Origin of the sequence: Aquitalea aquatica (assembly GCF_013911085.1) — a bacterium.
Classification (GTDB): domain Bacteria; phylum Pseudomonadota; class Gammaproteobacteria; order Burkholderiales; family Chromobacteriaceae; genus Aquitalea; species Aquitalea aquatica.
Genome location: NZ_JACERN010000041.1, coordinates 55,169 through 76,174, shown reverse-complemented (window position 1 = coordinate 76,174; position 21,006 = coordinate 55,169). Strand labels below are relative to the sequence as shown.

Sequence of the window (21,006 nt, the reverse complement as noted above, 5' to 3'; positions counted from 1 at the left end):
GCGCTCAGGCTCCGGCTACGGCGGTGCGGCTGTGCATTGGCACCACCAGCTTTTCACCACGCTTGGCATAACGCTGGATGGACAGGCCATCCACACTGATGTCCGGCTGCACGCCGACGATCTGGTCGGCCAGCACCTTGCCGGAGCCTGCGCTCATCGTCCAGCCCAGTGTGCCGTGGCCGGTATTGAGCGACAGGTTGGCATAGCGGGTACCACCGATGATGGGGGTACCATCCGGAGTCATCGGGCGCAGGCCGGTCCAGAAGGTAGCTGCCGGAATATCGCCGCCATCCGGGTAGAGGTCGCCCACCACCATTTCCAGGGTTTCGCGACGGCGCGGATTGAGGTCCAGATTGTAACCAGCCAGCTCGGCCATGCCGCCCACGCGGATACGGTCGTTGAAGCGGGTAATGGCCACCTTGTAGGTTTCGTCCAGAATGGTGGATACCGGTGCCATGGCGGCATTGGTGATCGGCACGGTCAGCGAGTAGCCCTTGACCGGATACACAGGAATGTCGATGCCCAGGTTTTGCAGCAGATCGCGCGAATAGCTGCCCAGAGCCACCACGTAGTGGTCGGCAGTCAGCATTTCGTCGCCGACGCGCACGCCGGTGATGCGGCCATTATGGGTTTCAATGGCGGTGATGTTGACCCCGAAGCGGAATTTCACGCCCTTGGCCGCAGCAAGATCAGCCAAGCGGCTGGTAAACAGGTTGCAATCGCCGGTTTCGTCGTTTGGCAGCTGCAGGCCGCCGGTCAGCTTGTGCTTGACCTTGGCCAGTGCCGGCTCGACACGGGCGCAGCCGTCCGGGTCCAGCACATTGAAGTCCACGCCGCACTCCTTAAGCACGGCGATGTCCTTGGCCATGCCTTCCACCTGGGCTTGCGAACGGAACAGCTGCAGGGTGCCGCCCTGGCGACCTTCATAGTCCAGGCCGGTTTCGGCACGCAGGTCCTTGATCATGTCACGGCTGTACTCAGCCAGGCGCATCATGCGGCTTTTGTTGAGGGCATAGGATTGTTCGTTGCAGTTGGCCAGCATCTTGGCAATCCACTGCAGCTGGTAAACGCTGCCATCCGGCTGGATGGCGAGAGGGGCGTGACGCTGGAACATCCACTTGACGGCCTTGGCCGGGATGCCAGGTGCGGCCCAGGGGGCGGAATAGCCGGGAGAAATCTGGCCGGCATTGCCAAAGCTGGTTTCCAGCGCAACACCTTCCTGGCGCTCCAGCACCGTAACTTCAACGCCGGCCTTGGCCAGATACCATGCAGTAGACACACCTACCACGCCGCCACCCAGTACGATTACCTTCATTTCCTCTTTCTCCGTGCTACGCATCATGTGCTTAGTGATTTTATGTAGTATATTTATTTCAATGCAGTTTTTTTCACCAAAATAAAACAAATCGGCAATCAATAATTCTTTCAAATTCAAGATTGGTAGTGAAAACATGAAAGTAAAACACACTCACGAGCGCGAGCTGGACAAGATCGATCTTAAGATATTGAAATGGCTGCAAAAAAACGGCCGCATCGCCATGACCGAGCTGGCGGAAAAGGTAGGCCTGTCCACCACCCCCTGTACGGAAAGAGTGCGCCGGCTGGAACGCGACGGGGTGATAGAGGGCTATTACGCCCGGCTCAATCCCCATGCCATGGGCGCATCGCTGCTGGTATTCGTGGAGATCAAGCTATCGGCCAAGTCGGGCAATATCTTCGATGCCTTCCGCCGCGAGATCCAGAACATCCCGGAAATCCTGGAATGCCATCTGGTATCCGGCGAATACGACTACCTGATCAAGGCACGCATCCCCGATATGTCGATGTACCGCAAGCTGCTGGGGGAAATCCTGCTGCAGTTGCCCAATGCCAATGAATCGCGCAGCTATGTGGTGATGGAAGAAGTGAAGGAAACCCATATGCTGGCGCTGCCGGAATAGCCGTATACCTGCCGCGCTCTTGCTGCATGCCTGTTCTGCCCAGCTCCTGCCACTACCTGTACCAATAGCAGGGTCAGCAGCCCCTGACCTTGCCTTTGAAACTTCCCGCCTCTTATACCTGATTGTCTTACTTCGCTTTTTAGTGATTTCAGCAAAACCATTGGCTGCCATGACGAGACCCGGCATAGGTCTCCGCTGGCCATGCCAGTGCCGCTATCCGGCCATCTACGCCATCAGGACAGGAGTCATCATCTTGGGATTTTTCACCAGCAAACAAAACGACCAGACAGCAATAAACCAGCAACTGCATCAGTTCAGCGCCATGCTGGATAATGTGGACAACCTGATCATGCTGGCCGACACCACGTCGGACAACACCATTTTCTACATGAACCGCACCGCGCGGGAGCTGCTGGCACAGCACCGCAGCATGATGAACCAGAAGTTCCGCGCCGGCGTGGATGTCAATAATGCCTTCATGCACAGCATCCACCAGTTTCACCGCGAGCCCGACCGCATCCGGCGCATCCTCCAAGACATCGCGGCACGGCGCATCAGTCAGCACGAAGCGCTGATCCCGGTAGGCAGCGTCACCTTCAAAAGCAAAGTGTTTCCCATCTGGGATGCTCAGGACAGCAACAAGCTGCTGTGTTTCATGGCCAGTTTCCAGGATATTTCTGCCGAAGTGGAAGCGCAGGCGCTGCGCGATGGCAATGATCAACGGCGGCTGTTTCTGGAGGACCGCATTGATGAGCTATCCGGCAATATCCAGGCCATGACCACCACCATAGAAATGGTAGCCCAGCGCACCTCCTCCGCCTCGGACTCCTCGGAGGAAATGCTCAAAAGCGCCCGCGATGGCAAGAGCATGATTGAAAACAATGCCCGGGCCATGCGTGCCGTCAGCGAACTGGTCAGCAGCACTGCGGACAACCTGGGTTCGCTGGGGGAGCAATCGGAAACCATCGGCCAGATCGTCAGTGTGATCAAGGACATCGCTGACCAAACCAATCTCTTGGCCTTGAATGCCGCCATCGAAGCGGCACGCGCCGGAGAAATGGGGCGTGGTTTTGCCGTGGTGGCAGACGAGGTACGCAAGCTAGCCGAGCGCACCACCAAGGCCACCCAGGAAATTGGCACCATGATTCGCGATATTCAGCAGGAGGTGAACAGTAATATCAGCGCCATGGACAAGGGCCGCGAGCAGGTCAAAACCACCGAACGCGATTTTGCTGCCGCCGAAGCTGCCATCACGGCCATTGTCGAGGAAATCAACCGGGTGCGGGATGTGGTGATAGAAATCGCCAATGCCTCCGAAGAGCAGGCAGCCACCGCGCAGGATATTAGCGACAAGCTGGGGGAAATCGCCCGCCACTAGCACGCCTCTGGCCATTGGACATGGCTCTTGTCAGCGGGCCGGCCTGCGTTTACTGTGAGGGCTGTTCCCCCTGCCCTTTTCTTCCGCCATGAGCCTGCAATCCGTTCGCGATTTTTTCGCCGCCCATCAACTGGATATCCCCATCATCGAACTGGAGGTCAGCACCGCTACGGTGGCGCTGGCCGCAGAAGCCCACGGCGTGGAGCCGGGGCGTATCGCCAAGACCCTGTCCTTCCGCCTGGCCAGCGGCGAGGTGATCATTCTGGTCACCCGTGGCGATGCCCGTATCGACAACCGCAAATTCAAGGAAGCCTTTGGCAAGGGCAAGATGCTGGCGGTGGAAGAAGTCGTTGCGCTCACCGGCCACCCGGTGGGCGGCGTCTGCCCCTTTGGTTTGGCACAGCCGTTGCCGGTATACCTGGATCGTTCCTTGCAGGATTTCGACGAAGTGCTGCCCGCCGCCGGTGCCATTCACAGTGCAGTGCGCATCAGCCCGGCACGGATGGCCGACATCACCGCCGGCAGCTGGGTGGATGTATGCCAGCCGGTCGCCGAGCTGGCCGGCTAATCAGCAGACTGCGGAATAAGGCAGCATGGCGGCACGGTCAATGCCGACATGCAACAGGCTGCCGACATCCAGCCCGGCCGCATACTGTTGCACTTCACGTGCAGACAAGGTCAGCGTCAGCTCGCCCTCCCCGCCAAGCACGGTAACCCTTACTCCATCAGCCAGCTGGATGATGCGCCGTACCGCCGCTGCCGGTTGCTCCGGCCCCAGCCGCAAGGCCTGCTCTGGCACCACCCCCTCGGCCAGCACGTTTTCGTAACCGATAAAACGTGCCAGCCAGGGCGTGGCCGGCGCGGCCAGCAATTGCGCCGGCGTGGCGCATTGGACAATGCGCCCCTCGCGCAGCACCGCCACCCGGTCGGCCAGGGCGAAGGCTTCTTCGCGGTCATGGGTCACCAGCACCGCAGGAATAGCCGCTTGCTGTAATTGCTGGCGGAACTCCAGTTGCAACTGCCGCCGCAAATCCGCATCCAGGCTGGAAAACGGCTCATCCAGCAGCAATAGCCGCGGCCGGGTGACCAAGGCTCGCGCCAGCGCCACCCGCTGCTGTTCGCCGCCGGACAGCGTCCATATCTTGCGCGCCTCCATGCCGGCCAGCCCCAGCTGCTGCAAACAGGCCAATGCCTGTTGCCGCGCTGCCGCCCGCGCCACCCCGTGCTCGATCAGCCCGAAGCAGACATTGCCCAGCACATCCAGATGCGGAAACAGGGCAAAGTTCTGAAACATCAGCGCAAAACGCCGCGCCTCGGCAGCCACACCAGCCAGGTCGGCCCCGGCAAACGACAGGCGGCCGCTATCGGGCTGCTCCAGCCCGGCAATCATCTTAAGCAGGCTGCTTTTGCCACAGCCGGACGGCCCCAGCAAGGCCAGCACTTCGCCGGCCTCCAGTGTCAGGCTGAGCTGGTCGGCCACCAGCTTCGGGCCAAAACGCTTGCATACCTCTTCCAGTCGCAGCATGTCAGGACTCCTTGCGCAACTGCCGTTCGGCGGCAGACGGCCATTCGATGATCAGAAAAGCCAGCAGCGCCAGCAACATCAACAGACAAGCCAGCAGCATGGCGCTGGCAGCATTGTCGGCTCCCGGCCGGCCCAGGCGCTGGTAGATCAGCGTGGTCAGGGTCAGCCATTCCGGCCGCGACAAAAACAGCGTCACGGCAAATTCGCCCAGCGCGGTCGCCGCAGCAAAAGCCAGACCACGGCGGAAAGCCGGTCGCAGCAAAGGCCATTCGATACGGGCAAACACCCGCAAGGGGCTAGCCCCCAGACTGCGGGCGGCCTGCGGCCAGTGACGTGGCAGGCTGTCCAGCGCACCCGCCAGGCTGCGCGCCACAAAGGGATAGGCCAGCAAGGCATAGCTGGCCAGCAACAGGGGCAGACTGGCGCTCCACTGCGGGTAGAGCAGCAACAGGCCAAAGGCCACGCACACGGGCGACACCACAAAGGGGAGAAAGGCCAGCGCCCGCAGCCACAGGCTGCCACGTGCCGCCAGCGCATGCAGCCAGCCTAGCAGCGCCGCCAGCAGCACGGCCATGGCACTGAAACGCGCCGAGTTGCCCAGTGCCAGCAGCACTTCCTCGTCGTGCAGCAGGCTGAAACCGGAAGCTGCCACTGCCTGCACAGCACGCCACAGCACTGCCAGCAGAGGCAGGCCGGCAAACAGCAACAGCAAGGCCAATGCTGCCACCAGCTGCAGCCACTCCATGCCCTGCGGGCGGCGCGGCAGCACCGGGTCCACCTTTAGCGGTGCGGCCAGGCGGCGCTCCAGCCAGGCATACAGCGTGGCCACCGTGCCGGTCACCAGCAGCATCAACAGTGCCAGCGCGCCGGCATCGGCCAGATTCAGTTCGTAGGACACCAGCTGGTAGATTTCCACCTCCACCGTGGCATAGCGCTGCCCGCCCAGCAGCAGCGCCAGCCCGAAGCCAGAGAAGCAATACAGGAATACCAGGCACAAGGCGGACAACAGCCAGGGCCGTACCGCCGGCCATTCCACCCGCCAGAACACCCGCCATGGCGTCGCGCCCAGTGTGCGGGCGGCAGCCAGCCGGCTGGCCGGTATCTGCGCCAACCCCTCACAGGCAGCACGAATCACCAGCGGCAGATTGAAAAACAGATTGCCATACAGCAATAGCCAGGGCGTGTCCTGCAGATTGATACCCAGCAAGCCCTGCGGCCCGAACAGCGCCAGCACGCCCATGGCCGCCACCAGCGTGGGCATGACAAAGGGCAGCATCAGCAGACGCAGGCTAAGGCTGCGACCGGGAAAACGATAACGCGCCAGACACCAGGCAATGGGCAGGCCGATCAGCAAGGCGGCCACACAGCTGACCGCGGCCTGCAGCAGGGACCACAGCACCCGCCATTGCAGGTAGCGGTCGGCAAACAGGCCGGTAGACACCGCGCCCTGCCCTTCCTGCAACAAACGCAACAAGGGCAAGATGGACATCAGCAACAAGAAGGCCAGCGGCAACAAGGCCAGCCCAGTTCGATGGCCACGCTCAGACATGGTGCTGCCGGGTAAGCGGCCAGTCGGCGACCAGCACATCTTCCGGACCGTCTTCCGGGTCGTCCACCCGTTCCAGCCACTGGAAACCCAGGCTGGCGGCCAAGGCCTGCGAGGGCAGATTATCCGGGCTGATGGACAGCACAAAGCGCTTTATCCCGGCGGTTTCCACCGCCCAGCCAGCACAGGCCAGCAAGGCCTCGCTGGCATAGCCCTGGCGCCGGAAAGCCGGCAGCACGGTATAGCCCAGTTCAACATCACCGCGTCCTTGCAGATAGGCATGGCCGGGGCAGGTATGGAAATTGATATGCCCCACCAGCTGGCCATCCTCCCGCCGCAGCATGGCGCGCATCGACCATGGCGCATACTCCGGCTCGTTTTCCATTTGTTCCAGCCGCAGCGACATCACCGCTGCTTCTTCCAGCCAACTGATGGGCAAGGGTGCGCCCAGCCAGCGCGCCGCCTCGGCCAGCCGCGCCTCCATGCTGGCGCGCAACATGGCAGGCGTGAGGTGGCGCAGGATCAGCCGCGGACTGAGGATGTCGGGAATAGTGCTGGCTGCGGGCATGGTCGACTGCATTACTGGCCGGATTTCAGCACGATGCGCGTCCACTTGCCGACCCAGCCGGCGCTGTTGGCGGCAATCTGCTGCTGGTTAGGCGTGGTGTGGGCAGCCGGCTTTTCGGCATGCTGGAATACCGGGTCCAGCGCGATGCCCGGCTGCACCGGATACATCCACATCGAGGTGGGAATATCCTTCTGTACCGCGTCCGAACGCAGGAAGGCAATGAACCTGCGCGCCAGCGCGGCTTGCTGGCCACCCTTGACCAGCGCTGCGCCTTCTACCTGCTGGAACACCGCACCGGGCAGCAATAGGTTGGCAGTGGGCGAAGTGCTGAGTTTTTCCTTGCTATAGAACACTTCCGCCGCCGGGCTGGTGGCATAGCTCACCACGATGGGGCGCGCACCGCCATTGCGCGAGAAATCGGTGTAATAGGCTTCGGTCCAGCCCTTGCTCACCTTCACGCCGTTGTCGCGCAATCTGGCCCAGAAGGCCATGGCCTTGGTCTCGCCCATGGCCGAGATGGTGGACAGCAAAAAAGCCAGACCGGGGCTGGAGGTGGCCGGGTTCTCCACCACCAGCAGGTCCTTGTAGGCCGGGCGGGTCAGGTCTTCCAGGGTTTTGGGCAGCGGCAGCTGCTTTTTGGCAAACCAGGCCTTGTCGTAGTTCAGCGTGACATAGCCATAGTCGATGCTAGTGGCACCCGGCAGCTGCGGCTGGCCGGACTTGCGCTCTGCAGCCTCTGGCAGCAGCACACCGGCGGTGGCGGCCTTGCCCATCATGGTGTTGTCGATGCCGTACACCACATCGGCAATGGGATTGGCGCGGGTCAGGATCAGTTTGTTGACCATCTCGCCGGCATCGCCGGCCTTGATGATGCTGAGCTTGACGCCATTTTGCTGCTCAAACTCTGCCAGCAAGGGCTTGGATACGGCAAACGAGCTATGGGTGAGCACGCGCAGTTCGGCGGCATGAGTCAGGCCGGCCAGCAACAGCGCGCTGATGAGACTAGTGGTTTTGAACAACTGCATGACATTCTCCGTGCGACAAGGCGCAATCGCCGGAGCAAGCGAAACAACAGATGGTGGGGCCTTCTGCATCACGCTCCCTCCGCTGGCATTATCCAGTTCAGGTTCTAGGGTGTTTCTCAGCCCGCCACGGGCACCCCTGGTGATTGGCGGCATCCTTCAGATACCGGCCGACATGCTTGCTTACAAGGCGTTACCGTTTCTTCACGGAAATTAACAGCCTGCAGCAAACAGAAAACGAATTGTACACACTTTCCCACCATCATGAATTCACAACAACAGCACGCTTGTTCAAACCGCAGCACTCGCAGATAACCCAAGGAGCAAACCATGAAACTGTCCACTCGCATCATGCTGATCAGCCTGTCCGCCCTTACCTTCGCCACCCTGTCGGGCACCGCCTCGGCCGAAACCGAATGGCAGAAGCAGCACCCGCGCCGGGCTGAAGTCAACCATCGGCTGAACCATCAGGACAAGCGCATCAACAAGGAGCGCAAGGAAGGCGAGATCAGCAAGCAGCAAGCCCATGAACTGCATCAGCAAGACCACGCCATCCGCCAACAGGAACGTGCTGATGCCCGTAAAAATCACGGTCATATCAGCAAGCAGGAACAAAGAACACTGAACAAGGAAGAAAATACGGTCAGCAAGGAAATCGGCAAGTAAACTTCAGCCATATTCCAGCCTATTACCGGCCAGACCCTAGCCGGCCACCATGGCCAGCCAAGATCTGGCCGGTCTGTCTTATACCGAAGAGCGAGCCTTTCCGATGAGATCGCATGCGCAAACAGCCTTCCGCCTGATCCTGCTCTGCCTGCTGCCACTGACCGCCTGGGCCGGCATCGGCGAAGAAGGGGCGCGCCACCTGCTGTCGCGCACCGGTTTTGGTGCCAATCCGGCACAAATCGCCCTGTATGCTCCGCTGGGCCGCGAACAGGCAGTGGACCGGCTGCTGGATCATGCCGTGTACAACGCCCTCAGCGCGCCGCCCGCCTGGGTCAATGAGCCGTTTGACCGCCCAGGCAAACCCAATCTGACAGAAGACGAAAAGAAAGCCCTGCAAAAAGAGCGCAACGAACATGCGCAAGAGTTGCGTGGCTGGTGGCTGGAAGAAATGCGCAGCACACCCAGCCCGCTAACGGAAAAGATGACCCTGTTCTGGCATAACCACTTTGTTTCCGGACTGGACAAGGTGGGCGTGCCGCAACTGATGTATCAGCAGAATGTACTGCTGCGCCATCAGGCGCTGGGCAACTTCGGCCAGCTGCTGCACGCCATCGCCCGCGATCCGGCGATGATGCGCTATCTGGACACGGTGAATAACCGCAAGGGCCAGCCAAACGAGAACTTTGCCCGCGAAGTGATGGAGCTGTTCACCCTGGGCGAGGGCCACTACAGCGAGCAGGATATCCGCGAAGCCGCCCGTGCCTTTACCGGCTGGTCGCTGGACAAGGACTTCCACTTTGTCTACCGCCCCAATCAGCATGACAACGGTGACAAGACCATCTTTGGCCAGCAAGGCAATTTTGATGGCGACGATGTACTGGACATGCTGCTGCGCAAGCCACAGACCGCCCGCTTCGTCACCATCAGGCTGTGGAAGTACCTGGTATCCCCCACCCCGAACGAAGCCGACATCCAGCGCCTGTCCACGCTGTTCTACCGCGATAATTACGAAATCCGGCCACTGCTGCGCGCCATGCTGCTGACACCCGCCTTCTGGCAAAGCCAGGGGCAGTTGATCAAGTCACCGCTGGAGCTGACCGTGGGCACGCTGGTGACCTTCGACCTGACCCCGCCGGACTGGCGCGCGCTGGCCGGGCTCAACCGCCAGCTGGGCCAGGACGTATTCAACCCGCCCAATGTCAAAGGCTGGCCCGGTGGCGAAGTATGGATCAACAGCGCCACCCTGCTGACCCGCAAGCAATTCCTCGACCGCCTCAGCCATGATGCCGCCCCCATTCGCAACAACTTCATCAAAGCCGACGGCCAGATGGACGAAGCCCGCGGGCGCGAGGCACGCATCCAGCGCCTGATCCAGGCCGGTTTGCGCCCGATCAAGCTGCAACCAGACGAGTGGACGGCCATCTACCATGTCCGCAACGCAGCCGACAGCGCCCGCCTGCTACTGGCCGTGCCCCCGGCACAGCCATTGCCGGAAGGCATGAGCGGCGCACAAGCCATTGCGCCCTTGCTGCTGGACCCGGCTTACCAAGTTCATTGAAATCACTACCAGGGACTCTGCCATGTTTCAACGCCGCGAATTTCTCAAGGCCATGGGTGCCGGCCTGCTGGTTTCGGTTCTGCCTAATCTGAGCTATGCCCTGGCACCTGCTGGTTACCAGCGGCTGCTGGTGCTGATCGAGCTAAAAGGCGGCAATGACGGCCTCAACACCGTCATTCCCTACGCCAGTGACGACTACTATCGCCTACGCCCTGCCATCGGCATTCCCCGGCCGCAGGTACTGCAACTGAATGAACAGGTCGGCCTGCACCCGGCCATGAGCAGCCTGCTGCCGCTATGGCAAAACCACCAGTTGGCGGTACTGCAAGGCGTAGGCTATCCCGAGCCCAATCTGTCGCACTTCCGCTCCATCGAGATTTGGGAAACGGCCTCGGCCAGCAATCAGTATCTGGGCGAAGGCTGGCTCAGCCGGCTGTTTCGCAGCCAGCCGGTACCGGCCGGCTTTGCCGCCGACGGTGTCGTGTTGTCCAGCCAGAATCTGGGGCCGCTGGATGGAGGAGCGCGCGCCGTGGTGCTGAGCAATCCGCAGGACTTCGCCCGCCAGGCCAAACTCGCGGCAGACCAGCAAGCCGGCGCGCACAGCAGCGCACTGTCGCACATCCTGAAAGTGGAAGGTGACATCCGCACCGCAGCTACTGCCCTGCAACAACCCGCCATGAAACCAGCGGCCAATCCGGCCGATGCGCCCACTGCGCCGCCCAAGGCGGCAGGCGGCTTTGCCCAGGCAATCAACACCCTTGCCGACATCCTGCAAAACGGCACGCGCATCGCGGTGGCACGCATCACCCTCACCGGCTTTGACACCCACGGCAACCAGCAGCCCACCCAGGCGCGCTTGCTGGGCGAACTGGCCGACGGCCTGGCCCTGCTGCAAAACCGCTTGCAGGCACAAGGCCGCTGGGACGACACCCTGGTATTGAGCTATGCCGAGTTTGGCAGGCGGCCACGCGAAAACGGCAATCGCGGCACCGACCATGGCACGGCCAACAGTCACTTCATGCTGGGCGGCCGGGTCAAGGGCGGCCTGTATGGCCAGACGCCGGTGCTGGCTGGGGTGACGGATGGCAACCTGCCGCACGCCATCGATTTTCGCCAGCTGTATAGCACCGTGGTGCAAGACTGGTGGGGCAAGGATGCCCGCCAGCTATTCGGCGGCCATTTCGAGCGACTGCCGCTGCTGCGGGGCTGAGCCAGCTCGCCCCGGACACCAATCAAGCCTGCCAAGGCGGACAGCTCCCGCCGCCAGGCAGGGAGATGCCAGGATGTATCGGTATACGCGGTGGAAATCACCAGAGTTTGCATCCGCTCACGCGGATACAAAAGCTTCGCCATGCGCAAAGTCGCACAGATTGTGTAGATGATGGGGATTGGTCAGACAGGGCGTCGAATCAGGACAGGACGGCTTCCCCTGCTCCACCGCGACGTGGACAAAAAAAGGGCCTGGGCAATATTGCCCAGGCCTGGCTTGATGCACGATTAAAGCCGCAGATTGCAACGGGACAGACTCACTCGCAAACCCGGCGCCACCGGGGATGCCCTATCCACTATGCAAACACCGTGCCAGCTTTTTTCCATTGATTTCCAGAGTATCTCAAGCCCATAGCCAGCCATTTCGTGCTGCATCGCACCAAAATCTTGCCGTGGCTGCACCGAATTCAGGATTTCCTGCACAACGCTGCAGCATGATTACGCTATGATTAGCGCATGAATACGCCTGCCAACACCAGCAAACCAGTGCCGCAGCCCGAAGCCGAACTGCGCGCCCCGGAAAACGAGAACACCCTCGCCACCCTGGCCATGCCGCTGGGTGAAACGGTATTGACGCTGACCGCCAGCGGGGTGCCCATTTACGGGATTCTGCACCGCAGCCGCGCCATGACAGGCCAATCAGACTTCTTCCGCCTGCAGTTCCGTGGATTTGCCCGTACCGAAGGCAACCAGTGGCTGCATTACAGCAATGACGACGCCCGCTTTCACACCAGCTACAACTGTGCCTGGGTGCGGGTGGATCACCCCAGCCGTTCGGTCACCTTTGGCCCCAAAAATGGCATCAACTGCACGGAAGCCTTCGCCGGGCTAGGGCTGGATACCTTCCTGTTTGCCCAGACCATCACCTGGGTCAAGGGCGCCTATCCTGACTACGCCATCAGCCCGGGCCTGATCGGCATCACCGGCAATGTCAGCGAAGAAGAAAAGCTGCGTCGCAATGCCTTCTATGCCAGCCAGGGCTTCCAGTTTGACTGGCAGGATGCCGCACAACGTACCGGCCTGTATTTCAAGGACAAGGTCAGTCGCCTGCTGGGCGTGTGGGACAAGGAGCACATTCAGGAAGTGGGCGGCGAAGCCATGCTGCAATCCCTGGCACTGCAGGATGAAACCCGTGCCGAGCTGGAAGACAAGGTCAACCGGCTGGAGTCGTCCTACAGCAGCATAAAGTCGGCCTTGCAAAGAGAGCGCAATACCTCGCAAATCCTGATGGGCGTGCTGATTATTGGGGTAATGCTGGCCTTATGGGCCTTGATTTAGCCCGCAACCCGGTTTAATCCCTACCGGTTTTTAAAGTTAAACTCTATAAAAAGACATAGGCATGCCTTAAATCAAACTTCGATTTAGCGGCAGCCACTACCATTCTGGCATGGCAGGATGGCCGATGACGCCGCAGCCAACGGCACAGGGGTGTTCACCGTGGCAAGCAGATACGGCAACAATCATCCCCTGCGCCGGCCAGCTTCGCGGCCAATAACTAAAGAATAAAGACATGGCTGTTTCTACAGGCAGAATCAGCAAGCGGGGCAAAGATGAAACAAGAGAAACACGGTCCGGCCGGGCTGTTCCAGCACGGCTTGCGCAGATTGAGCCTGGAGTGGGTGATTCCGCTGTTCAGTCTGTTCCTGATCGGCATGATCTGGAGTGCGGTGCTATGGCAGGTGAACACCGACCATGACCGCAGCCGGCTGGAGATGCAGCGGCAAAGTGAAAACATGGTGCGCGTGTTCGAAGAACACATCTCGCGGACCATTCGCGCCGTCGATCAGTCGGTACTCTTCCTGAAATACGAGTACGAGTCCGAAGGCAACAAGATGGACCTGCCGCACTACATCAAGCAGGGCATCATCCAGAGCCAGTTGTTCGTGCAGATTGCCATCATCGGGCCGGATGGCATGCTGGAAATGTCCAGCGTGCCCAATTTCAAACGGGTCGATCTGAGTGACCGCGAGCATTTCAAGGTACACATCGCCAAGGACAGCGGCCAGCTGTTCCTCAGCAAGCCGGTACAGGGGCGGGCCTCGAAGAAATGGTCGCTGCAATTTACCCGCCGCATCAACAAGCCGGACGGCAGCTTTGGCGGTGTGGTGGTGGTATCGGTCGATCCGTTTTACTTCACCAGCTTCTACAAAGACCTCGATCTGGGCAAAACCGGTGTTGTCACGCTGGTTGGGCAGGACGGTATCGTACGCGCCCGTACCAGCGCCAAGACAACTGGCATCGGCATGGACATCCACAGCAGCGGGCTGTTCAAGCAATGGCCCGGGCGTGACCATGGTGTCTACCAGCAACTGAGCAGTATCGACCAGATACAACGCACGGTCAGCTTCCGCGCGGTGGAAGGTTATCCGCTGGCCGTGCTGATGGGCGTGGGCGAACAAGAAGCGATGGCTGACTATTACGAGCATCGCAATGCCTACTTCACGGTTGCTGCCATCATGTCGCTACTGGTATGCCTGGCCGGCTATGTGATGTACCACATGGCGGCCAACCTGAAAAACAGCAAGGCACAGGCCGAGTCGGCCAACCGTATGAAATCCGAATTCCTCGCGCATATGTCGCACGAACTGCGCACGCCGCTGAATGGCATTCTGGGCTGCTCGGAATTCCTGCAGACCACACTGAGTGATCCAGCCGATCTGGAAACCGCCGGCATGATTCACAAGAGCGGCCAGCATTTGCTGACCCTGGTCAATTCCATTCTCGACATGGCCCGCATCGAGGCCGGCCGTATGCCAATGGAAATTGTCGACGTACCATTGGCGGCCATGCTGCGCGATACTGTGGAACTGTACCGGCCGCAGGCCGAGGGCAAGGGTTTGCAGCTGCAGCTGGACTACCAGCAGGTAGCAGGCAGCCCGGACAGCTTTCGCCTGGACCGCACCAAGCTGACCCAGGTACTGAACAATCTGCTGGACAATGCAGTGAAGTTTACCGAGCACGGCAGCATCCAGGTGGATGCCCGCGTCAGCGCACATGAATTACAACTGGACATCCGCGACAGCGGCTGCGGCATTCCGCTCGAACAACAACAATTGGTATTCGAACGCTTCCGCCAGGCCGATGCCTTTCTGACCCGCGCCCAAAGCGGCTCCGGCTTGGGGCTGGCACTGGTGAAAGAACTGGTGCGACTGATGTCCGGCAAGGTTGGCTTTGAATCACAAGTTGGCGTGGGCACCGTATTTCACGTCAGCATTCCCCTGGAAGGAACACAAGAATGAGCGCGCTGGACACCATTCTTGTCGTGGACGACGACGAGATCAACCGCAAGGTGGCTGGCCTGTTTCTGCAACGCATGGGCTGGAAAACCGACCAGGCCGTCAGCGCTTTTGAAGCCCTGGAACAGCTGCAGCAACATGAATACTACTGTGTGCTGCTGGACATCAGCATGCCGGGCATGAGCGGTATCGAGCTGTGTCGCCACCTGCGCGGCGACCCGCGCTGGCACGACCTGCGGCTGATCGCCTACACCGCCCATGCCATGAGCGACGAACAGGAAGTCATGCTGCAGGCCGGCTTTGACGCCATCGTCACCAAGCCGCTGACCCGCGACAGCCTGATAGCCGCACTGGCCGCCCCGACAGACTGAGCCAACAGCCCGCTGTTGTAGACCCGAACCGAAATGCGGAGCACACGCACCATGCATGCCCTAAGCCACACCACACCCCTCGTGGAGCACAGTTAACGGTGCGACAGCAAGACAAGCCTACCGGCAATCATGCCGCCCTCACTGTCGGCGACAGCAAGACCAGCCACCCTATTGATGGTGCGCTGCTGCAGCAACTGGAACAGCTGGGAGACCTACTGCAAGACTGCGACAGCAAGGGGCAGCTGCTGTACGCCAATCCCATGTGGCTGCATACGCTGGGCTACACCGCCAGCGAACTGTCAACGCTGAATGTATTCCAGTTACTGGCTGAAGAAAGTCACGCGGCCTTCCGTGACCAGGCAGCGCAGGTCGCCCGCGGCCAGCGCCCGCCGGCCATCGAGCTGCTCATGCGCGATCGCAGTGGCCAGGCACTGTCGGTACTGGCCAGTTTCAGCCCCCTGCACAGAGAAAATGCAGATGAGGCACTGCGCCTGCTGCTGCGCGACATCACTCAGCAGAAAAAACAGGAACAGTGGCTGACCACCCTGCTGGACAATATGGACGACGGCATCATCGCCATGGACATGCAGGGCCGGCTCACCTATATGAACCAGGAAGCCGAACGCCTGCTGGGCTGGAGCTTCGCCGAGCTGCACGGTCTGAACGTGCACCAGCACATCCACCACCATCGTGCTGACGGCAGCGAGCTGTCGCTGGAAGACTGCCCCATCTATCAATCGGTGCAGCAAAAGGCCAGTTACCGTTCCAGCGACGAAGTATTTTTCCGCAAGGACGGCCAGCCGCTGGAAGTGCGAGTCAGCAACACCCCGCTGCTGCTCCGGCAGCAACTGGCCGGCAGCGTCACCACCTTTGCCGACATCAGTGCCAGCCGTTTGCGCGAACAGCAGATGCTGCAAGCCACCCGTGCGGCCGAGGCGGCAGCGCGCGCCAAGAGCGAATTCCTGGCCACCATGAGCCATGAAATCCGCACACCGCTCAATGGCGTCATCGGCATGATCGATCTGCTGATGGACACCCCGCTGGATGCCGAGCAATCCGACTTCGCCCGCACCATCAAGATGTCGGCCGACACCCTGCTGTCCATCATCAACGACATTCTGGACTTTTCCAAAATCGAAGCCGACGGGCTGGAAATCGAACAGATCGATTTTTCGCTGCGCCAGCTGCTGGAAGGCACGGTCGACATCGTCGCCAACAAGGCACATGGCAAGGGCCTGACCCTGGCCAGCTTTGCCACGGCCGAAGTACCGGACAGCCTGCAAGGCGATCCGACCCGCCTGCGGCAGATCCTGCTGAACCTGCTATCCAATGCCATCAAGTTTACCGAGCAGGGCATGGTGCTGGTTTCCGCCACGCTGGAACAACGCCAGCAACAAGGCATACAGTTGCGCCTGTGCGTCAAGGACACCGGCATCGGCCTGACCGAGCAGGCCAAGAACCGGCTGTTCCAGCCCTTCTCCCAGGCAGACAGTTCCACCACGCGCAAGTACGGCGGCACCGGTCTGGGGCTGGCCATCTGCAAACGGCTGGCCGAGGCCATGGGCGGCAGCGTGGGGGTGGACAGCACACCCGACGTCGGCTCGGAATTCTGGGTCAGCATTCCGCTGCAAGCCACCAACAGCGACAGCTGCCTGCACACCACGGCCACGCCAAGCCAGCATCTGGTACTGCTGGCGGGCGATAGCGACAACAACCAGCAGCTATGGAGCCATTATCTGGACAGCTGGGCCCTGCCGCACCGGCGGGCCGCCGGCCTCGCCAGCATGCTGGAAACCCTGCGCCAGCTGGATGCCAGCGGTAACAAGCCCGATGTCCTGCTGCTGGTGGAACCGTTACCGGATGCCACGCTGGAGCAAGCTATCCAGACCCTGAGCCTGGAAGGCATTCCCATGGTGGTCTGCCTGCAAGAGCAGGATGGCACGCGCAAGGCCAGCCTTGCACAGCAGGGCATTGCGGTATTGCACAAGCCGATGAAACAGTCGGCGCTGCTGGACGCGCTAGCCGTGCAATGGACCCCAGGCAGCATCCGCCTGCATACCCCGGAAACCACCGAGGTGCCGGTCAGCCTGCGCCCGGTGCAACACTACCGCCTGCTGCTGGCCGAGGACAATGCAGTCAACCAGCGCGTGGCTGCCAGCATGCTGCACAAGCTGGGTTACCGGGTAGACGTGGTCAGCCATGGCGGCGAAGTACTGCAAGCGATAGCCCAACAACAGTACGACGCCATCCTGATGGACTGCCAGATGCCGGAAATGGATGGTTACCAGGCCACCCAGGCCATTCGCCGCCAGGAAAGCGAAGCCGCACAAGGTGGACACCTGCCCATCATCGCCATGACCGCCAATGCCATGGAAGGCGACCGCGCCATCTGCCTGGAAGCCGGCATGGACGACTACCTGGCCAAACCCATCGAATTTGCACGGCTCAAGGCATTGCTGTTGCAATGGCTACCACAGCAGATGGCCACCAGCCATCCGGTACCGGCCAGCCGCAACAACAGCACACCGGGTAGTTTCACTGTGCAGCGCCTGACCGAATTCCTGGGCGATGACCCGGTCAGCATCGGCGAAATGCTGGATATCTTCCGTGATTCGCTACTGCGCTGGCGCGAACGGCTGCGGCTGGACATCCACACCGGAGGTCAAGGCCTGAAACAGCTGGCACACGAACTCAAAGGCAGTGCCGCTAATGTGGGAGCCGATGCCCTGGCCGCCCTGGCTGGCCAACTGTACGCGGCGGCGGCAGATAACAAGCATGACAGCATCCGCGCCATTGCCGCACAGATCGAAAGCGAAATGCAGGCTCTGCTCGCCTTCATCGCCGCTTACGGAAAGGACTAAACCATGTCGCACGTCATTGTGGTGGACGACAACGACACCAACTTGCTGCTGCTGCGCCATATCCTGCAGAAGCTGGATGGCGTCACGGTAGACACCTTCGCCGATCCCTTGCAGGCGCTGGCATGGTGCCGGCAACACGAGCCTGATCTCATCCTGCTGGATTACATGATGCCGGAGATAGACGGCCTGGAATTCATGCGCCGCTTCTTCGCCCTGCCGCAGCGGCAGGATGTGCCGGTGGTCATGGTCACCGCCGATACCGAACGCGATGTGCGTCACTTGGCTCTGCAACAAGGTGCGCGCGATTTTCTGACCAAACCGGTCGACAAGGTAGAGCTGACCGTGCGGGTGAGCAACCTGCTGGCACTGCGCAAGAGCACCCAGCAACTGGCCAACCGCGCCGCCTGGCTGCTGGAAGAGGTTAAGCAAGCCACGGCAGAAATCCGCGCCCGCGAGAAGGAAGCCATCCTGCGCCTGTCGCGGGCGGCAGAATACCGCGACCCGGAAACCGGTGCCCACCTGCTGCGCATGTCGGCCTATACCCGGCTGATCGCCCGCCAGCTTGGGCTGCCGCTGCAAGAGCAGGAAATACTGCAGGAAGCCGCCCCCATGCACGATATTGGCAAGGTGGGCATTCCTGATGCCATCCTGCTCAAGCCCGGCAAACTGAGCGAAGAAGAAATGGCCATCATGCGCCAGCACCCGCTGTTCGGGCATGAAATCCTTGCCGACTCGGTATCGCCGCTATTGCAATGCGCCGCCGTGGTGGCACTCAGCCATCATGAAAAGTTCGACGGTAGCGGCTACCCGCACGGCCTATCCGGCCAGGACATCCCGCTATGGGGCCGCATCGTGGCCGTTGCCGACGTGTTCGATGCCCTCACCTCGGCCCGCCCTTATAAACAAGCCTGGCCGCTGGAACGGGCAAGACAGCATCTGGAAGAACAGAAAGGCGCGCATTTCGATCCGGCCTGCGTCGATGCCCTGTTTGCCCTCTGGCCCGAAGTCATGATCATTCGCCAGCGCCATGCAGATGAGCAGGATTCACTTTTGCTATCCGCCGACTGTCAGGGAGCCGGCAATGCTTGAAACCGCAACCTTCAACGAACTCAAGATCAGCGGCAACCTGCCCTCGCCCAAGGGCAGTGTGCTCAAGGTCATGCAACTGAGTGAGCACAATAATGTGCCACTGCCAGAACTGATCGCCGTCCTGAATACCGACCCGGTGATGATAGGCCGCCTGCTCAAGGTGGCCAATTCCGCGGCCTTCCTGCGCAGCCGGCCCGCCGTAGCGCTCACCCCTGATGTGCTGATGGCCATTGGCCTGAACGCGGTCCACCAGGTGGCGCTCACCTTTGCCCTGGTGGCCGAGCATCGCCGTGGCCAGTGCCAGCAATTCAACTATGACCACTACTGGTCACGCGCCCTGGCCTGCGGTACCGCCATGCAATTGCTGGGCAGCCAGCTGCGGCTGGCCCCACCCGGCGAGCTGTTCACCATCGGCATGCTGTCGTCCATCGGCCAACTGGCCATGGCCACCTTGCACCCGGCAGCCTACGGCGAGCTGATCGCCAGCCATGGCGGCCCCTACGCCCCGGTATTGGCAAGACTGGAGACCAAGCAGTTCGGCTATCACCACCTGGATATCGCCAGCGCGCTGCTACGCGACTGGGGCCTGCCCAAGATGTTTTGTGATGCTGTCACCCTGCACGAAGAGGCCGATGCCACCAATGCCGGTGATGGCTCCCGCGCCAGCCGCCTGGCCCAGTGCCTGCACTGGGCCGCGCAAGTGGCCGATCTGTGTTTTCTGGATGGTGAAGCCCGCCTGCACGCCTATGAAACGGTAAAAAAGCAGGCAGCACGCATGGAGATCGACCCCAGCCATTTCCCGCGCCTGTGCGACGAAGTCGTACGCGAATGGCGCGAATGGAATGCCCAACTGGCCATTGGCACGCCGGAAGTGGAATCGTTCGCCCTGCTGGAACGCCGCAACAGCATGGCACCGCGCATGCCGGAAGCCGATGAAGAACAGGAAGCCCTGCATATCCTGGTGGTGGAAGACGAGCCCAGCCAGCGCATGATGCTGCAACGCCTGCTGCAACTACTGGGGCATAAGGTCGAAGTGGCCGCCGATGGCCAGGAAGCCTACGACATCGTGCTGAACAAGCGCCCGCAGCTGGTGATTACCGATCTGGCCATGCCTGGCCTGGACGGCCTGCAGCTGATCCGCCGCCTGCGTGCCATTCCGGAAGGCCGCCAGCTTTACATCATCGTGCTGACCATTCTGGACGATGAAGACAATCTGGCCGAGGTGTTCAGCAGCGGTGCCGACGACTTCATCAGTAAGCCGATTCCGCCGCGCATCCTGCAAGCCCGGCTGAAAGCCGGCCAGCGCATCATCCAGGAACAGCGCAGCCTGCGCCAGGAACAAGAGCTACTACGCCGTCATCTGGAAGAACTGTCCATCGACAACCAGCTGGCGCAGGAGGCTGCGCAGACCGATGGCCTGACCGGCTTGTACAACCGCCGCTATGCCATGCGTTATCTGCCGCAGATCTGGGACGAGGCCAAGCTCAGCCAGCAGCCACTATCAGCACTGATGCTGGACATCGACCACTTCAAGGTGGTGAACGACGAGCACGGCCATGATGTGGGCGACACCATCCTGCAGGAATTCGCCGGCATCCTGCGGCTGTTCTGCCGCCGCTCCGACATCATCTGTCGTTTTGGTGGCGAGGAATTCCTCATCATCCTGCCGGACACCCGGCTGTCCACCGCCATTCAGGTGGCCGAGCGCATTCGCTCTACCCTGGCCAACCGCAGCATGGTGGCGTCGGGGCTGGCGCTATGCCTGACGGTGAGCATCGGGGTGGCTGAGAAAAGACCGGCCCAGGCCAATGTAGAGGCCTTGATCAAGGCAGCCGACCAGGCGCTGTACCAGGCCAAGCGCACTGGACGCAACCGGGTGGAAGCAGCGCTGTAAGCCAGCACCTCCACCGAGGCGAGTAAACGAACAAGGCCGGCACCCCATGGGGTGCCGGCCTTGTTCTGCGTAATGCGACGCCT

The 21,006-nt window shown here is 61.0% G+C and carries 17 protein-coding genes and 1 riboswitch; of the genes, 12 read left to right on the top strand and 5 right to left on the bottom strand.

Translation table 11 applies throughout. The features are described from left to right. Positions 1–4: 4 nt before the first annotated feature. Positions 5–1,315, bottom strand: a complete 1,311-nt coding sequence (locus H2Z84_RS17665; RefSeq protein ID WP_181837124.1) for a D-amino acid dehydrogenase — start codon at positions 1,313–1,315, stop codon at positions 5–7. A 136-nt stretch (positions 1,316–1,451) separates the two neighbouring features. On the opposite strand from H2Z84_RS17665, the gene H2Z84_RS17660 reads away from it, so the two are divergent. The 3 genes from H2Z84_RS17660 to H2Z84_RS17650 all read left to right on the top strand — a co-directional run bounded on the left by H2Z84_RS17660 (position 1,452) and on the right by H2Z84_RS17650 (position 3,886). Next, positions 1,452–1,940 carry an Lrp/AsnC ligand binding domain-containing protein gene (locus H2Z84_RS17660; RefSeq protein WP_059284521.1) on the top strand — a complete coding sequence of 163 codons (489 nt, stop codon included), beginning with the start codon at positions 1,452–1,454 and terminating at the stop codon, positions 1,938–1,940. 253 nt (positions 1,941–2,193) lie between these two features. Beyond that, the gene (locus H2Z84_RS17655) at positions 2,194–3,318 is read left to right on the top strand and encodes a methyl-accepting chemotaxis protein (RefSeq protein WP_258869463.1); all 1,125 of its coding nucleotides are present in this window, start codon (positions 2,194–2,196) and stop codon (positions 3,316–3,318) included. An 88-nt stretch (positions 3,319–3,406) separates the two neighbouring features. Continuing rightward, the gene (locus H2Z84_RS17650; protein WP_181837112.1) at positions 3,407–3,886 is read left to right on the top strand and encodes a YbaK/EbsC family protein; all 480 of its coding nucleotides are present in this window, start codon (positions 3,407–3,409) and stop codon (positions 3,884–3,886) included. Here H2Z84_RS17650 and H2Z84_RS17645 read toward each other — a convergent pair whose 3' ends face one another. The 4 genes from H2Z84_RS17645 to H2Z84_RS17630 are packed head-to-tail and all read right to left on the bottom strand — an operon-like array spanning position 3,887 to position 7,982. Then, complete coding sequence (locus H2Z84_RS17645; protein ID WP_181837111.1) at positions 3,887–4,843, bottom strand: ABC transporter ATP-binding protein; 957 nt, start codon at positions 4,841–4,843, stop codon at positions 3,887–3,889. It abuts the gene before it with no gap. A 1-nt stretch (position 4,844) separates the two neighbouring features. After that, positions 4,845–6,392 (bottom strand): ABC transporter permease, encoded by a 1,548-nt coding sequence (locus H2Z84_RS17640; protein WP_181837110.1) that lies wholly within the window; start codon positions 6,390–6,392, stop codon positions 4,845–4,847. Continuing rightward, complete coding sequence (locus H2Z84_RS17635; protein WP_181837109.1) at positions 6,385–6,957, bottom strand: GNAT family N-acetyltransferase; 573 nt, start codon at positions 6,955–6,957, stop codon at positions 6,385–6,387. Before H2Z84_RS17635 ends, H2Z84_RS17640 begins: the two co-directional genes overlap by 8 nt. Positions 6,958–6,968: 11 nt before the next feature. Continuing rightward, positions 6,969–7,982 (bottom strand): thiamine ABC transporter substrate-binding protein, encoded by a 1,014-nt coding sequence (locus H2Z84_RS17630; protein WP_181837108.1) that lies wholly within the window; start codon positions 7,980–7,982, stop codon positions 6,969–6,971. 56 nt (positions 7,983–8,038) lie between these two features. Next, positions 8,039–8,130, bottom strand: a riboswitch (TPP riboswitch). 179 nt (positions 8,131–8,309) lie between these two features. Between H2Z84_RS17630 and H2Z84_RS17625 the strand changes: the two genes are divergently transcribed. From H2Z84_RS17625 to H2Z84_RS17585, 9 genes are all read left to right on the top strand, one after another. After that, complete coding sequence (locus H2Z84_RS17625; RefSeq protein ID WP_181837107.1) at positions 8,310–8,645, top strand: hypothetical protein; 336 nt, start codon at positions 8,310–8,312, stop codon at positions 8,643–8,645. A gap of 49 nt (positions 8,646–8,694) precedes the next feature. Beyond that, on the top strand, positions 8,695–10,203 hold the full coding sequence (locus tag H2Z84_RS17620; RefSeq protein ID WP_181837106.1) for a DUF1800 domain-containing protein: 1,509 nt from the start codon (positions 8,695–8,697) through the stop codon (positions 10,201–10,203). Positions 10,204–10,225: 22 nt separating this feature from the next. Further along, complete coding sequence (locus H2Z84_RS17615; RefSeq protein ID WP_181837105.1) at positions 10,226–11,413, top strand: DUF1501 domain-containing protein; 1,188 nt, start codon at positions 10,226–10,228, stop codon at positions 11,411–11,413. Between the two features lie 515 nt (positions 11,414–11,928). Then, complete coding sequence (locus H2Z84_RS17610; protein ID WP_181837104.1) at positions 11,929–12,750, top strand: hypothetical protein; 822 nt, start codon at positions 11,929–11,931, stop codon at positions 12,748–12,750. Positions 12,751–13,022: 272 nt separating this feature from the next. Continuing rightward, entirely contained in the window at positions 13,023–14,711 is a 1,689-nt protein-coding gene (locus H2Z84_RS17605) for a sensor histidine kinase (protein WP_181837103.1), read from the top strand. Beyond that, on the top strand, positions 14,708–15,079 hold the full coding sequence (locus tag H2Z84_RS17600) for a response regulator (RefSeq protein WP_181837102.1): 372 nt from the start codon (positions 14,708–14,710) through the stop codon (positions 15,077–15,079). The genes H2Z84_RS17605 and H2Z84_RS17600 overlap by 4 nt, the downstream gene beginning before the upstream one ends. 98 nt (positions 15,080–15,177) lie before the next feature. Next, the gene (locus tag H2Z84_RS17595) at positions 15,178–17,940 is read left to right on the top strand and encodes a PAS domain-containing hybrid sensor histidine kinase/response regulator (protein ID WP_181837101.1); all 2,763 of its coding nucleotides are present in this window, start codon (positions 15,178–15,180) and stop codon (positions 17,938–17,940) included. 3 nt (positions 17,941–17,943) lie between these two features. Next, positions 17,944–19,029, top strand: coding sequence for an HD domain-containing phosphohydrolase (locus H2Z84_RS17590; protein ID WP_181837100.1), 1,086 nt, complete (start codon positions 17,944–17,946; stop codon positions 19,027–19,029). After that, complete coding sequence (locus tag H2Z84_RS17585) at positions 19,022–20,923, top strand: diguanylate cyclase (RefSeq protein WP_181837099.1); 1,902 nt, start codon at positions 19,022–19,024, stop codon at positions 20,921–20,923. The genes H2Z84_RS17590 and H2Z84_RS17585 overlap by 8 nt, the downstream gene beginning before the upstream one ends. The last annotated feature ends 83 nt before the right edge of the window (positions 20,924–21,006 follow it).